We start from the raw sequence: 15,204 nt of genomic DNA on the forward strand, positions 1-15,204 counted from the left end.
GCTCTGCTTTCGCTCTGGTTTTTGATTTGGCTTTTAACACTCGATTTTTGGTTATTAATAAATAGCTTCTTATTCCTTAACGAATATATACCCCGTGCCTATACTGACCCACAACGTTAAACGCTGCAGGAGGGCACACCCATGCACAGCGAGTCGATTCGTTATCTGATCGTGCCGGGCTGGCAAGGATCGCCAGAAGATCATTGGCAAAGTCATTGGCAGAACAGCCTGCCCAACAGCGCTCGTGTGGAGCAGGCCGACTGGCTCACCCCACGCCGCGAAGACTGGGTGGCAGCCCTGGCCGAAGCCATCGCCGCCGACAGCACCCCGGTGATTCTGATCGCCCACAGCCTGGGCTGCATCACCGTCGCCCATTGGGCGGCCACCGCACCGGTGCAGTTCCTGCGTCAGGTACGCGGCGCCCTGCTGGTGGCCCCGGCCGATGTCGAACGCCCTGCCTGCGCACCCGCCCTGCGTAACTTTGCGCCAATCCCCAGCCACCTGCTGCCGTTCCCAAGCCAGGTCGTCAGCTCCGACAACGACAGCGCCGTCAGCGCCACCCGCGCCCTGGAACTGGCACGTAACTGGGGCGCCGAAGCGGGAATTCTCGCGGGCGCCGGGCACATCAACGTGAAGTCCGGCCATCAACGCTGGGAACAGGGTTTCGCCTACCTCTATCGCCTGCAAAATCGCCTGGAACATCACTCCCGGCGCCGTGCATAAAATTTTTTAAACGCCCCTTCCCCTTCGTGGATGGGGCGGGAGCCTGCCATGAGCCTGCATGAAACCTTCGGTCAGCCCCTGCTGACCTTCCCCGACGCCGAAAAAAGCCCCCTGAGCATTCGTGCCAAGGCGCTGGTGTTTGTCGACCCGCGTTCGCGGCAACTGCGCGAAGACCTCGAAAACCTCGCCCCCCGTGCCTTGCCCGTGTTGATCCGCGGCGAAACCGGCAGCGGCAAGGAGTTGCTCGCCCGGCATATCCACCGTGGCAGCGACCGCACCGGCCTGTTTGTCTCGGTGAATTGCGGCGCCATCAGCCCGACATACGCCGACGCCGAACTGTTCGGCTACGCCGCAGGCAGCCACAGCGGCGCAGCCAGCAGCCGCGCCGGCTGGTTTGGCTCGGCCAACGGCGGCACGTTGTACCTGGATGAAATCGGCGACTTGCCGCTGCCAATCCAGGTCAAGCTGCTGGCGGCGCTGGAAAACCACGAAGTCACTCGCGTCGGCGCCCATCAGCCAAGCCCGGTGGATGTGCGGCTGGTGGCGGCCACCAGCATCGACCTCGCCCAGGCCGTGGCGGCCGGCAAGTTTCATGAGCGCCTGTTCCATTACCTCAGCGAAGGCCAACTGGAGCTGCCCGCACTGCGCGAGCGGGTGGGCGACATCCTGTCACTGGCCGAATATTTCCTCGGCATCTACAGCCAGCGCCTCGACCTGCCGGTGCCGCTGATCAGCGACGAAGCCCAGCGCGTGCTGGAACATCACAGCTGGCCGGGCAACACCCGGGAGTTGGAGAACGTGATTCACTTTGCCTTGCTGGTCAGCAGTGGCGACGAGATTCTGCCTGAGCATTTGAACCTGCCCGTGGCGGGTTCGCCTGTGGAGCAGGTGCGGCGAATTCTTGGCCACGCCAGCGCCGCCGAGGTTGAAGCCCTGAAAAGCTATCTGAAAGAACACGCTGTTTTGTAGGAGCCCGGCTTGCCGGCGATGGCGTCCTCAGGAGCATCGCAAGGCTCAAGACCGCCATCGCCGGCAAGACGGGTTCCTGCATGAACAAAATGGAATATCAAAGTGAATAAAAAGTATTGTTCTGGAATAAAAAACCTCGGTATTGTCCGCTCCACGCCGCGATAGCACTTCGCTGGCATCCACTAAAAAAGCGGCCGTCCCAGACGACCCGGATTTTCGATAAGGACACTGCATGAAAAAGGTTCTGTTGTTTACCGCACTGGCGGCTGCCCTGACCGCAAGCTTCGCCCAGGCCAACGAGAAACTGGTGGTAGCCGCTACCCCGATCCCGCACGCCGAGATCCTTGAGCTGGTCAAGCCGACCCTGGCCAAAGAAGGCGTGGACCTGGAAATCAAAGTCTTCACCGACTACGTACAACCGAACGTACAGGTGGCCGAGAAGCGTCTGGACGCCAACTACTTCCAGACCCTGCCGTACCTGGAAAACTTCAACAAGGGTAAAGGCACCAACCTGGTCACCGTAGTGGGTGTGCACGTTGAACCCTTCGGCGGCTACTCGAAAAAGATCAAAAACATCTCTGAGCTCAAAGATGGCGCCACCGTGGCCATCCCGAACGAAGGCAGCAACTCCGGCCGTGCCCTGCTGCTGCTGCAAAAGGCTGGCGTAATCACTCTGAAAGACCCGACCAACGCCCTGGCCACGCCGAAAGACATCGCCAGCAACCCGAAACACCTGAAATTCAAAGAGCTGGAATCGGCGCTGCTGCCACGCGTCCTGGACCAGGTTGACCTGGACCTGATCAACACCAACTACGCCCTGGAAGCCGGCCTGAACCCGGCCAAGGACGCGTTGATCATCGAAGACGCCAAGTCGCCGTACGTGAACTTCCTGGTTGCCCGCCCGGACAACAAGGACAGCGACGCGATCCAGAAGCTGGCCAAAGCCCTGACCAGCCCTGAAGTGAAAGCTTTCATCGAGAAGAAATACAACGGCGCGGTCGTGCCGGCGTTCTGATCGAACCCAAAAACCTCCTTCAAGGTTTAAACGCCGACGGCTTCTACAGCGTCGGCGTTTTTTATGGCTGGAACACAATCGAAATGTGGGAGCGGGCTTGCTCGCGAATGCGGTGGGTCAGCCAACACATCTGCTGACTGATACACCGCATTCGCGAGCAAGCCCGCTCCCACTTTTTGGGACTGTGTCTGCTCAGAGATTCCGGCTATTGATGGCCCTGCGCAGTGCCACCAGCCACTTCACCAGTTCCTGCGGATCAATCGGTTTTGCCTCGTTCATCGCTCACTCCCTCGCTGTTGGTTGGCCGTCAGTCTGGCCACGCGCTGCCTATCCCTGAAGTGCAGCTCCGATAAAAAGACCCTTCCTACTTCCCCGGGAACAGTAGCTGTCATCCATCTGCACCGCGAATCCGCAGGTTATCTATTTGGGTGATATCAATATGCTATTTCGGTATTTAAATTTTGCTTTTTATACCTTTAAAGTCGGCGCTACCCGGCGTTACCCACGCTGGACCGGACCGCACCAACGCCGCTTTACCCCTGCGGCGTCAGGGATTTCAGATGACCTTCGATTACGCATTTATCCTCAGCACGCTGCCAGCGTTTCTCAAGGCCGTGGGCGTTACCCTGCAAGTCGGCCTGATCGCCATTGGCACCTCCATGCTGGTGGCCTTGATCAACGCCGCGCTGCTGGTGTTTCGCACGCCCTACGTGTGGCGCCTGGTGGCGCTGTACGTGGAGTTGGCGCGCAACACACCGCTGCTGATCCAACTGTTTTTCGTCTATTTCGCGTTGCCGGCCCTGGGGCTGAATATCTCCGGGTTCTGGGCGGCAATCATCACCATGACCTTTCTCGGCGGCGCCTACCTCACGGAAGTGTTGCGCGCCGGTGTCGAGGCGGTGCCGCTGGCACAGATCGAATCGGGCAAGTCCATCGGGCTGTCCCACTGGCAACTGCTGCGCCATGTGATCCTGCCCCAGGCCGGGATCCTCAGCCTGCCGGCGCTGTTTGCGAACTTTATTTTCCTGCTCAAGGAAACCACGATCGTGTCGGCGGTGGCGGTGCCGGAGATTCTCTACACCACCAAAAGCTATATCGCCCTCTACTACAAAACCTACGAAATGCTCGCGGTGCTCACGTTGATCTGCGTGCTGTTATTCCTGCCGCTGTCGCTGCTGCTCAGCCGCCTTGAAAGGAGGCTCCAGCATGGCCAGTTCGGGTCTTGAATTACTCTGGGTGTCCTTGCCGCAACTGGGCAAGGGCGCGGCGCAAACCCTGTCGATCTCGTTCTTGAGCATCGCCTTCAGCACCGTCGGCGGCGTGGTGTATGGCGTACTGCGCACGTTGAATTCGAAAGCGATCAACCTGGTGCTGCGAATTTACCTGGAGCTGTTCCGTGCCATTCCGGTGTTGGTGTGGTTGTACTTGCTGTTCTTCGGCCTGCCGATTTTCTTTGGCCTGAGCATTCCGAGCTTCTGGTGCGCCGTGCTGGTGTTGTCGCTGTGGGGCGCCAGTGAAGTCGGCGAAGTGGTGCGCGGTGCGTTGCATTCGTTGCCCCGTGGCCAGCGTGAAGCCGGCCTGTCGATTGGCCTGTCGGACCCGCAACTGTACGGCTACGTGCTGTTGCCCCAGGCCCTGAAACGCATGACGCCGCCGACCATCAACGTCTACACCCGCATCATCAAGACCAGCTCCCTGGCGGTGCTGATCGGTGTGGTGGACGTGATCAAGGTCGGCCAGCAAATCATCGAGCGCACCTACGAGTCGGTGTTGATCTACGGCGCGCTGTTCCTGTTTTTCTTCTTTATCTGCTACCCGTTGTCGGCCGCCTCCAAGGTGCTGGAACGGCGCTGGGCCCAAGCATGAGCGCATTGATCGAGTTCCAGGGTTTCAACAAGTTTTTCGGCGACCAGCAGGTGCTCGACGGCATCGACCTGAGTGTGCAAAGCGGCGAAGTGGTGGTGATCCTCGGCCCCAGCGGTTGCGGCAAAAGCACCTTGCTGCGGTGCCTCAATGGCCTGGAATTGGCCCACAGCGGCAGCCTGCGTTTTGCCGGCAAGGAGCTGCTGGACAAGGCCACCGACTGGCGCCAGGTGCGCCAGGACGTGGGCATGGTGTTCCAGAGTTATCACCTGTTCCCGCACATGAGCGTGCTCGACAACCTCCTGCTCGGCCCGCTGAAAGTGCAAAAGCGCGAGCCCCGCGAAGCCCGGGCCCAGGCAGAAAAACTGCTGGAACGGGTGGGCCTCTCGGACAAGCGTGACGCCTACCCGCGCCAGCTCTCGGGCGGCCAGCAGCAACGCATCGCCATCGTCCGCTCGTTGTGCATGAACCCGCAGGTCATGCTGTTTGACGAAGTCACCGCCGCCCTCGACCCGGAGATGGTCAAGGAAGTACTGGAAGTGATCCAGGGCCTGGCCCGGGACGGCATGACGCTGCTGATCGTCACCCATGAAATGGCCTTCGCCCGCGCCGTCGCCGACCGCGTGGTGTTCATGGAGGCCGGCCGCATCCTCGAACAAAACACCCCCGAGGCATTCTTTACGAACCCGCAAACCGCACGCGCGCAGCAGTTCCTGGAGAAGTTCTCCTTCGTTTCAACACTGCCCAAAAGAACCAAGGAACTGGAGCTGTCATGAAAACTGCCAAGTTGTTATTCCCCCTGTTCGGCCTCGCTTTGCTGGCCGGCTGCAATAAGTCCGAAGAGCCCGCCAAGACGGCTGCCGCTGCCACCCCGGCACCCGCTGCAGTGAGCTACATCGACAAGATCAAGGCGCGGGACAAGCTGATCGTCGGCGTATTCACCGACAAGCCGCCGTTTGGTTTCGTGGATGAGTCCGGCCGCTATGTCGGCTTCGATACCGACATCGGCCGCCGTTTCGCCAAGGACCTGCTGGGCGACGAGAACAAGGTTGAATTCGTCGCCGTAGAGCCGGCGAGCCGCATTCCGTTCCTGCAAAGCGACAAGGTCGACCTGATCCTCGCCAACATGACGGTGACGCCGGAGCGCAAGGAAGCGGTGGACTTCACCAACCCGAACCTGAAAGTCGCGGTGCAGGCCCTGGTGCCGCAGGACAGCTCGGTGAAGAGCCTGGACGACCTGGCGACCCGCACCACCATCGTCACCACCGGCACCACCGCGGATATCTGGCTGACCAAGAACCACCCGGACTGGAAACTGCTGAAGTTCGAGAAAAATTCCGAGTCGCTGCAAGCGTTGTCGGCGGGCCGTGGTGATGCCTATGCCCAGGACAACCTGGTGCTGTTCAGCTGGGCCAAGCAGAACCCGGGCTATCGCGTGCTGGAGCAGAAACTGGGGGATGAAGCGCCGATTGCGCCGGCGGTGAAGAAGGGCAACATCGAATTGCGGGATTGGGTGAATGCCGAGCTGGCGAAGTTGGGCGAAGAGAAGTATTTGCTCAAGCTGTATGACCAGTATGTTCGCAAGGAACTGAGCGATGACACCAAGCCTGAGAGTGTGATTGTTGAAGGCGGGAAGTGGCAGGGTTGATCAGTTAGCTGTTGGGTGACTGATCTACCGTCTTCGCGAGCAAGCCCGCTCCCACATTCGACCGAGTTCCACCTTTGGAATGCGGACAAATGTGGGAGCGGGCTTGCTCGCGAAGAGGCCCTCACAGGCACCGCCTAACTGGGCCAATGCCACGCCGGCTCATCCAGCACCCGCTGCCCCACTACCTGCGTCTGCCCCATCACCTTCTCCAGCACGATCGAATTACACCCTTCATCCTGCTGCAACGCCGCAATCAAGCGGCTGGCATGGGACACCACCCACACCTGACACTGCTGCGACACCTGGATGATCAGCCGCGCCAACGCCGGCAAAAGATCCGGGTGCAAGCTGGTTTCCGGTTCGTTCAATACCATCATCGTCGGTGGCCTCGGCGTCAGCAGCGCCGCCACCAGCAGCAAGTAGCGCAAGGTCCCGTCCGACAGCTCCGCCGCCGATAACGGCCGCAGCAATCCTTCCTGATAAAACTCGATGGCAAAGCGTCCGCCCTGCAACGGCTCGATATTCAACCGTGCGCCCGGAAACGCATCGCTGATCGCCCGCTGCAACGCCTCGGGGTCGCCGATCTCGCGGATGGTCTGCAACGCCGCCGCCAAGTCCCGCCCATCGTGATGCAGCACCGGCGTACGCGTGCCCAGTTGCGGCTGGCGCACCGGGGCGTCGACGTCGCTGCGAAAATGATCATAAAAGCGCCAGCCGCGAATGCTTTCGCGCAGCAGCAATACCTCCGGCGAACCCCGCAGGCTGCCGACCTGATCGAACAGGCTGTGGTAGTTCGGCGTGTGCTGGGCCAGTACATCCCAGGCGCGGCCATCGCGGGCACGTACCATCGGGCCGGAGCGCTGCACCAGCAGGCTCGCCGGGCGAAATACATGCCCGGCCCAGATGCATTCTTTCTTGATCTCCGGGTCCAGGGAAAAATAGGACAAGGTCTTCTCGGGCAACCCCAGGGAAATCGCATAGCTGAAATCCTCTGCGGCAAACCCCAAGCGCAAGCGCTTGGCGCCCTGGCGCACGATGGGCTCCACCGCCACTTCACCACTGAGCATGCGCCGGCTGATGCTTTCCGGCCCGGCCCAGAAGGTTGAATCCAGCCCACCCTCGCGGGCCAGTGCGTTGATCACGCCGCCCTGGGCCGTCTCCGCCAGCAGCCGCAGGGCGCGGTACAGGTTGGACTTGCCGCTGCCATTGGGGCCGGTAATCAGGTTCAACCGATCCAGCGGCACCACCAATTTGTTGATCGAGCGGTAATTGGCCACCGCGAGGGTCTTGAGCATGAGAAAAATTATCGGTTTGGGAACCCCTGGAGTATGGGATTCTCCATGCAGATAAGGAACCCTGTTCTAAGCTCACAGTCGCATAGACACTGGCACGTCGGCATCACGCAAAAGGAGCCTGCATGGGCGGTCACAAACTCACATTTATCCTCGGCCTTGGCTTGCTGGCGCTGCTGAGCGGTTGCGGCCAGGAAAAAGCCGAACCCAAGGAGCATTCCCGGGTGTTTGTGCAGACGGTGAAGTCCACCGACTTTGCCGCCGCCGTGACCTTGACCGGCGATATCCAGGCCCGGGTGCAGACCGATCTGTCGTTCCGCGTCGGCGGCAAGATTATCCAGCGCATGGTGGATGTCGGCGACCGCGTCAGCGCCAAGCAGGTGCTGGCCAAGCTCGATCCGAAAGATTTGCAGACCAATGTCGACTCCGCCCAGGCCCAGGTGGTCGCCGAGCAGGCGCGGGTCAAACAGACCGCCGCCGCGTTTGTGCGCCAGGAAAAACTCTTGCCCAAGGGCTACACCAGCCGCAGCGAATACGACTCTGCCCAGGCCGCGTTGCGCAGCAGCCAGAGCGCGCTGACCGCGGCCCAGGCGCAGTTGGCCAATGCCCGCGAGCAGTTGGGCTACACCTCGCTGGTCGCCGACGCGCCGGGCATCATCACCGCCCGCCAGGCCGAGGTGGGCCAGGTGGTGCAGGCCACCGTGCCGATTTTCAGCCTGGCCCGGGATGGCGAGCGCGACGCGGTGTTCAACGTCTATGAATCGCTGCTGGTGGAGCCGCCGCCGGACAAACCGATTACCGTCAGCCTGCTGGAAAACCCGCAGATCACCGCCGTGGGCAAGGTGCGCGAAGTCACCCCGGCCGTTGCCGCCAATACCGGCACGGTGCAAGTCAAAATCGCCCTCGACGCGCTGCCCAAGGGCATGCAACTGGGCTCGGTGGTCAGCGCCACCGCCAACGGGCCGGCCAAGGCCAGCATCGAATTGCCGTGGGCTGCCTTGACCAAAGACATCAGTGCGCCGGCTGTCTGGCTGGTGGACGACGACGGCAAGGCGCAACTGCACAAGGTCACGGTCGCGCGTTACCTGACCGGCAAGGTGATCATCAGCGACGGCCTCAAGGGCGGCGAAAAAGTCGTGGTGGCCGGCGGGCAATTGCTGCATCCCGGCATGATCGTGGAAATCGCCCAGCCGCCGGATCAGGCCCAGGCCCAGGGAGTGCAGCCATGAAGCAGTTGACGTGTGTGCTCGCCGCCAGCCTGCTGTTGATGGCGTGTTCCAAGGAAGAACCGGCACCGGAACCGGTGCGCCCGGTGCTGTCGATTGAAGTGAAAGCCGAGGACCAGGAAAACCTCGGCCGCTTCGCCGGCACGATCCAGGCCCGCTACGAAAGCAATCTCGGTTTCCGTGTGCCAGGCCGTATCGCCCGGCGCGCGGTCGACGTGGGCGCTGAAGTGCAGCAGGGCGCGTTGCTCGCCGTGCTCGACCCCACCGATCAACAGAACCAGTTGCGCGCCGCCCAGGGCGACCTGGCCCGGGTCCAGGCACAGTGGATCAACGCCCAGGCCAATGCCCGCCGCCAGCAGGAATTGTTCAACCGTGGCGTCGGCGCCCAGGCCCAGCTGGACATCGCCCAGACCGACCTGAAAACCACCCAGGCTTCCCTGGATCAGGCCAGGGCCTCGGTCAACCAGGCCAAGGACCAGCTCAACTACGCCGAACTGCGCACCGACCATGCAGGCATCGTCACCGCCTGGAATGCCGAGGCCGGCCAGGTGGTCAGCGCCGGGCAGCAAGTGGTGACCCTGGCACGACCGGACATCAAGGAAGCCGTCATCGACTTGCCCGCCGGCCTCGCCGAGCGCCTGCCGCCGGATGTGGTGTTCCTGGTCGCCGGGCAGATGGACCCCACGGTCAGCACCACCGCCACCGTGCGCGAGATCGAACCCCAGGCCCAAAGCGCCACGCGCACCCGTCGCGCCCGCCTGACCCTGGCGGAAACACCGCCCGCGTTCCGCCTTGGCACCGCCATCAGCGTGACCCTGAGTTCAGCCATCGCGCCGCGTATCGAATTGCCCCTCAGCGCCTTGCAGGAAGCCGACGGCAAGACCCGCATCTGGGTCATCGACACCCAAAGCCAGACCGTACAGCCCCGTGACGTCAGCATCGTCAGCCGTGACGCCGACAGCGCCTTGCTCAACGCCGGCGTCAAACCCGGCGAGCGGGTGGTGAGTGCCGGCGTGAACAGCCTGAAGCCCGGGCAAAAAGTTAAAATCGACGAGGACAGCCCGCGATGAAAGGGAGCTTCAACTTATCCGACTGGGCCCTCAAGCATCAGTCCTTCGTCTGGTACCTGATGTTCGTCGCGCTGCTGATGGGCGTGTTCTCGTACATGAACCTCGGTCGCGAGGAAGACCCGTCGTTCACCATCAAGACCATGGTGATCCAGACCCGCTGGCCGGGTGCGACTCAGGAAGAGACCCTGAAGCAGGTCACCGACCGCATCGAGAAAAAACTCGAAGAGCTGGACTCCCTCGACTACGTGAAGAGCTACACCCGGCCCGGCGAGTCCACGGTGTTCGTGTTCCTGCGGGACACCACCAGCGCCAAGGACATCCCGCAGATCTGGTACCAGGTCCGCAAGAAGATCGACGATATTCGCGGCAGCTTCCCCCAAGGCTTGCAGGGGCCGGCGTTCAACGACGAGTTCGGGGATGTGTTCGGCTCGGTGTACGCGTTTACCGCCGACGGCCTGTCGATGCGCCAGCTGCGCGATTACGTGGAGCAGGTGCGCGCCGAAATTCGTTCGGTACCGGGGCTGGGCAAGGTCGAGATGATCGGCCAGCAGGACGAAGTGATTTACCTGAATTTCTCCACCCGCAAACTCGCAGCGCTGGGGATCGATCAGCGCCAGGTGGTGCAGAGCCTGCAATCGCAGAACGCCGTGACCCCGGCTGGGGTGATCGAGGCCGGGCCGGAGCGGATTTCGGTGCGCACCTCCGGGCAGTTCGCCTCGGAGAAGGACCTGGCCAACGTCAACCTGCGGCTCAATGACCGTTTCTATCGGCTGGCCGACGTGGCGGAAATCACCCGTGGCTATGTCGACCCGTCGACGCCGATGTTCCGCTTCAACGGCAAACCCGCCATCGGCTTGGCCATCGCCATGCAGAAGGGCGGCAACATCCAGGACTTCGGCAAGGCCCTGCACAAACGCATGGACGACCTGACCGCCGACCTGCCGGTGGGTGTGGGCGTGCACAAGGTTTCCGACCAGGCCGAAGTGGTGGAGGAGGCCGTCGGCGGCTTTACCAGCGCGTTGTTCGAGGCGGTGATCATCGTGCTGGTGGTGAGCTTTATCAGCCTCGGCGTGCGTGCCGGGTTGGTGGTGGCGTGCTCGATTCCATTGGTGCTGGCGCTGGTGTTCGTGTTCATGGAGTACAGCGGCATCACCATGCAGCGGGTGTCGCTGGGCGCGTTGATCATTGCCCTCGGCCTGTTGGTGGACGACGCGATGATCACCGTGGAGATGATGATCACGCGCCTGGAAAAAGGCGAGACCAAGGAGCAGGCCGCGACCTTCGCCTACACCTCCACGGCATTCCCGATGTTGACCGGTACGCTGGTGACCGTTGCCGGTTTTGTGCCGATTGGCCTTAATGCCAGTTCGGCGGGTGAGTACACCTTCACGCTGTTTGCGGTGATTGCCGTGGCGATGCTGGTGTCGTGGGTGGTCGCGGTGTTGTTCGCGCCGGTGCTCGGCGTGCACATCCTCAGCAGCAAGGTAAAACCCCACAATGCCGAGCCCGGCCGGGTGGGCCGGGCGTTCAATGGCGGCATGCTGTGGGCCATGCGCAATCGCTGGTGGGCCATCGGCATCACGGTGCTGTTGTTTGTGGCGTCGGTGTTTTCCATGCAGTTTGTGCAGAACCAGTTTTTCCCGTCTTCGGACCGTCCGGAAATCCTCGTCGACCTCAACCTGCCGCAAAACGCCTCGATCAACGAGACCCGCAAGGCCGTCGACCGTCTTGAGGCGATCATCAAGGACGACCCGGACATCGCCCGCTGGAGCACCTATATCGGCCAGGGCGCGATCCGTTTCTACCTGCCGCTCGACCAGCAACTGGAGAACCCGTACTACGCGCAACTGGTGATCGTCAGCAAGGGCCTGGAAGAGCGCGGCGCCTTGATTGCGCGCCTGCAAAAACGCCTGCGGGAAGATTTTGTCGGCGTGGGCAGCTTCGTGCAGCCACTGGAAATGGGCCCGCCGGTGGGGCGTCCGATCCAGTACCGGGTGTCTGGCAAGGACATCGACCAGGTGCGCAAACACGCGATCGAACTGGCGACCATGCTCGATAAAAATACCCACATGGGCGAGATCATCTACGACTGGAACGAGCCGGGCAAAGTCCTGCGGGTGGACATCGCCCAGGACAAGGCGCGGCAACTGGGGCTGTCGTCGGAAGACGTGGCGCAGTTGATGAACAGCGTGGTCAGCGGTGCGTCGGTGACCCAGGTGCATGACGATATCTACCTGATCAACGTGGTCGGCCGCGCCGAAGATGCCGAACGCGGTACGCCGGAAACCTTGCAGAACCTGCAGATCGTCACACCCAACGGCACCTCTATTCCGCTGCTGGCGTTCGCCACCGTGCGTTATGAGCTGGAACAGCCGTTGGTATGGCGTCGCGACCGCAAGCCGACCATCACCATCAAGGCGGCGGTGCGCGACGACATGCAGCCGACCGACCTGGTGAAACAGCTCAAGCCGGACATCGACAAGTTCAGTGCTGGGTTGCCGGTGGGCTACAAGGTCGCCACCGGCGGCACCGTGGAAGAAAGCGGCAAGGCCCAGGGCCCGATTGCCAAGGTAGTGCCGTTGATGCTGTTCCTGATGGCGACCTTCCTGATGATCCAGCTGCACAGCGTGCAGAAGATGTTCCTGGTGGCCAGCGTGGCGCCGCTGGGGCTGATTGGCGTGGTGTTGGCGCTGATTCCCACGGGCACGCCCATGGGCTTTGTGGCGATTCTGGGGATCCTTGCGCTGATCGGCATCATCATCCGTAACTCGGTGATCCTGGTGACGCAGATCGACGCCTACGAGCGCGACGGCTACACGCCGTGGGACGCGGTGGTGGAAGCTACCGAACACCGGCGCCGGCCGATCCTGCTGACCGCAGCAGCGGCCAGCCTGGGCATGATCCCTATCGCCCGTGAAGTGTTCTGGGGTCCGATGGCCTACGCGATGATCGGCGGGATCATCATCGCCACCTTGCTGACGCTGCTGTTCCTGCCGGCGCTGTACGTGGCCTGGTACAAGATTCGCGAGCCGAAGAAAGAACAAGCCTGACGGCCACAGCGGTGACATTCCTACACGGACGTGGGAATGTTCCCTGAAACATTTTTTTGCCCTTCGCACCCGATCAATTGTTTTACCCTCCGGGCCTGATCCTTTGCCAAGGCCTGCCCCATGCGTTGTTTCCTGCTGGTTTGTAGCTTGTTACTGTCGCCCGTGGCCCTTGCCGGCACGGTGCTGGAGAACGCCCTGTGGCGGGTTGAGATCGACCCGGCGACCCTTGCGATCCACGTTATCCCCAGCGACAAGACCGCCGTGCAGGCTTCAAGCGGAGGCCCTGCGCACAGGGTCAACCAGCTCTCCCAAAGCACCCGTCAGGCCAGTTGGCAATGGGACGATGGCGCCTATCGCCTGAGCGCCACCCTCGAGCAACGGGATCTTGCCCTGACGATTACCGCCCGTGATGCCGGTGAGTTGGCGATCCTGCGCCAACCCGCCAGCGCCATGGGCAAGGGCCTGATCTGGCCCCTGGCCGAAGGGCATTACGTGCCGGCGGGCAATGGTGTGTGGCAGGACTTCCTGCTGGAACAGGGCGACGTCAACACCACCCAGGACCTCAGCTTGCCGCTGTGGGGCGTGGATCACGGCGCGTTCACCCTAAACTGGCTGATGACCAATCCTTACAACAACCGTTTGAGCTGGCAGGCCGACGGCAAAGGACTGGCGTTGTCCGCCTTCCATGAATTCACCACGCTGGACCCCGCGGCGCCGATGACCGTTCTGTTGCACCTGGGCGAAAGCGACCCGCTGGCCGGCGCCAAGCGTTATCACCAGTGGTTGGTGGAGCACGGGCTGTTTGAACCGTTGGCGGACAAGTTGCGGCAAACCCCGGAAGCGGAAAAGCTGCTGGGCGCCAGCCATATCTACCTGTGGGGCAATGATCTGCTGGCTCCGGGGGATGTGCGCGACTGGCCGCAACTGCTCAAGCTGCTACGCAGCGGTAAAGGCTTGGCGGCTGAATTGAATGGCTTGCTGGACAAAGAGGCTGCGCAGGTTCGGCAGGTCAAGCAACCGTATGAGCAGGCTGTCCTGCTGCGCGGCCTGAACGCGGCGATCAACACAAAGGCCCGGCAAAGCTGGCAGCCCTCCACCGAGCCGAATATGACCCAACTCGCTGATGGCTATGGTGCGCTGCGTCGTGAGTTGGCCGTGGCCTTTGCCGGTGCCTTGAGCGCCACGCCTGAGACTTGGGGCAACACCTTGTCCGTCACCAACGCGCTGAAAGGCGCCGGTCTCAAGCGCCTGCTGGTGACCCAGGGCGAAGGCTGGGAAGGCGGGCTCTGGCATCCTGAGGCGGTGAAGACCGGGGTCGAAGCCGGTTACCTGATGGCGCCCTACGACTCTTATGAAACGGCACTGTCTGCCACTGAAAATCCCGACTGGACCACCGCGCATCTGGGCAGCAAGGCCTATGGCGAGTGCGCGATCGTGTTGAAGGGCGGCCAGCTCAAGACAGGCTTCCAGAAGTCCGGCCACTACACCGACCCGCGCTGCGTGCGGCCGTTGCTGGAGGCGCGGATCAAGGCGGTGCAGGCCAAGTCCGGGTTCAACGCCTGGTTCCTAGACGCCTATGCCACCAGCATGTTGTTCGACAGCTATCGCACGGGTGCGAGCCTGACCCAGGCACAAAACGCCGAAGGCAATATCGATGCGGCCCGCTGGATCAATACGGCGCTGAAGTTGCCGGCAGGTTCCGAGGACGGCAACGCGATCACCGCCCGAGGCATCCTGTTTGCCCACGGCATGCAAACGCCGGTGCTGGGCTGGGGTGATCGTGAGATGACCAAGGACAAGCAGTCGCCGTATTACGTCGGGGCTTGGTACCCGCCGGAACAGCCGGCGGTGTTCTTCAAGTCGGTGCCGTTGAAAGAGCCGTTTCGCACGGTCTACTTTGACCCGACGATGCGCCTGCCGCTGTATCAGGCGGTGTTCCATGGCTCGGTGATCACCACCCACCATTGGCTGTTCGACAGCCTGAAACTGAGCAACGTGCGGGCCGAAAACGAGCTGACGCAACTGCTCTACAACGTGCCGCCGCTGTATCACCTGAGTGCGGCGACGGTGAAGCAGCGCTTGCCGGTGATTCAGCGCCAGGACGCGTTCTTCCGGCCGCTGCATGAACGGTTGGCGACTCAGGCGATGACCGATTTTCGCTGGCTGACCGAAGATAAACAGGTGCAGCAGACCACGTTTGCCGATGGAACGCGGTTGGTGGCGAATTTTGCTGAGGGGCGTATTACGGCTTTTGTGCCTGGCGCCCAGGCTGTGGTGTATCAGGTGGATGAGTGGCGGCTGTGAGTCCTTCGCGAGCAAGCCCGCTCCCACAGGGAAATGCATTCCAA

General features: G+C 62.0%; 12 protein-coding genes. 11 read left to right on the top strand and 1 reads right to left on the bottom strand.

Annotated elements, in window-relative coordinates:
• The first annotated feature begins 141 nt into the window (after positions 1 to 141).
• From HX815_RS14485 to HX815_RS14515, 7 genes are all read left to right on the top strand, one after another.
• Positions 142 to 723, top strand: coding sequence for an alpha/beta hydrolase (locus HX815_RS14485; RefSeq protein WP_003211820.1), 582 nt, complete (start codon positions 142 to 144; stop codon positions 721 to 723).
• 48 nt (positions 724 to 771) lie between these two features.
• Positions 772 to 1,692 carry a sigma 54-interacting transcriptional regulator gene (locus HX815_RS14490; protein ID WP_003211821.1) on the top strand — a complete coding sequence of 307 codons (921 nt, stop codon included), beginning with the start codon at positions 772 to 774 and terminating at the stop codon, positions 1,690 to 1,692.
• 232 nt (positions 1,693 to 1,924) lie between these two features.
• A complete protein-coding gene (locus tag HX815_RS14495) occupies positions 1,925 to 2,707 on the top strand; it encodes a MetQ/NlpA family ABC transporter substrate-binding protein (protein ID WP_003211822.1) in 783 nt (260 codons plus the stop codon).
• 560 nt (positions 2,708 to 3,267) lie between these two features.
• Positions 3,268 to 3,933 carry an amino acid ABC transporter permease gene (locus tag HX815_RS14500; protein ID WP_003211825.1) on the top strand — a complete coding sequence of 222 codons (666 nt, stop codon included), beginning with the start codon at positions 3,268 to 3,270 and terminating at the stop codon, positions 3,931 to 3,933.
• Positions 3,914 to 4,573 carry an amino acid ABC transporter permease gene (locus tag HX815_RS14505; RefSeq protein ID WP_008435829.1) on the top strand — a complete coding sequence of 220 codons (660 nt, stop codon included), beginning with the start codon at positions 3,914 to 3,916 and terminating at the stop codon, positions 4,571 to 4,573. Before HX815_RS14500 ends, HX815_RS14505 begins: the two co-directional genes overlap by 20 nt.
• Positions 4,570 to 5,346 carry an amino acid ABC transporter ATP-binding protein gene (locus tag HX815_RS14510; RefSeq protein WP_177028463.1) on the top strand — a complete coding sequence of 259 codons (777 nt, stop codon included), beginning with the start codon at positions 4,570 to 4,572 and terminating at the stop codon, positions 5,344 to 5,346. The genes HX815_RS14505 and HX815_RS14510 overlap by 4 nt, the downstream gene beginning before the upstream one ends.
• Positions 5,343 to 6,218: a transporter substrate-binding domain-containing protein gene (locus tag HX815_RS14515; RefSeq protein ID WP_008435828.1), complete on the top strand. Its 876-nt coding sequence runs from the start codon at positions 5,343 to 5,345 to the stop codon at positions 6,216 to 6,218. The genes HX815_RS14510 and HX815_RS14515 overlap by 4 nt, the downstream gene beginning before the upstream one ends.
• A 134-nt stretch (positions 6,219 to 6,352) precedes the next feature.
• On the opposite strand, the gene HX815_RS14520 is transcribed toward HX815_RS14515, so the two are convergent.
• Complete coding sequence (locus HX815_RS14520; protein WP_177028464.1) at positions 6,353 to 7,513, bottom strand: AAA family ATPase; 1,161 nt, start codon at positions 7,511 to 7,513, stop codon at positions 6,353 to 6,355.
• 122 nt (positions 7,514 to 7,635) lie between these two features.
• Between HX815_RS14520 and HX815_RS14525 the strand changes: the two genes are divergently transcribed.
• From HX815_RS14525 to HX815_RS14540, 4 genes are all read left to right on the top strand, one after another.
• The gene (locus tag HX815_RS14525; RefSeq protein ID WP_177028465.1) at positions 7,636 to 8,739 is read left to right on the top strand and encodes an efflux RND transporter periplasmic adaptor subunit; all 1,104 of its coding nucleotides are present in this window, start codon (positions 7,636 to 7,638) and stop codon (positions 8,737 to 8,739) included.
• Entirely contained in the window at positions 8,736 to 9,806 is a 1,071-nt protein-coding gene (locus HX815_RS14530) for an efflux RND transporter periplasmic adaptor subunit (protein ID WP_003211833.1), read from the top strand. The genes HX815_RS14525 and HX815_RS14530 overlap by 4 nt, the downstream gene beginning before the upstream one ends.
• Positions 9,803 to 12,856, top strand: coding sequence for an efflux RND transporter permease subunit (locus HX815_RS14535; protein ID WP_087692737.1), 3,054 nt, complete (start codon positions 9,803 to 9,805; stop codon positions 12,854 to 12,856). Before HX815_RS14530 ends, HX815_RS14535 begins: the two co-directional genes overlap by 4 nt.
• A 120-nt stretch (positions 12,857 to 12,976) precedes the next feature.
• Positions 12,977 to 15,160: a glycoside hydrolase gene (locus HX815_RS14540; protein ID WP_177028466.1), complete on the top strand. Its 2,184-nt coding sequence runs from the start codon at positions 12,977 to 12,979 to the stop codon at positions 15,158 to 15,160.
• Positions 15,161 to 15,204 lie beyond the last annotated feature (44 nt).

It is taken from the genome of Pseudomonas sp. E6002 (assembly GCF_013385565.1).
In the GTDB taxonomy this organism is placed as follows: Bacteria; Pseudomonadota; Gammaproteobacteria; order Pseudomonadales; family Pseudomonadaceae; genus Aquipseudomonas.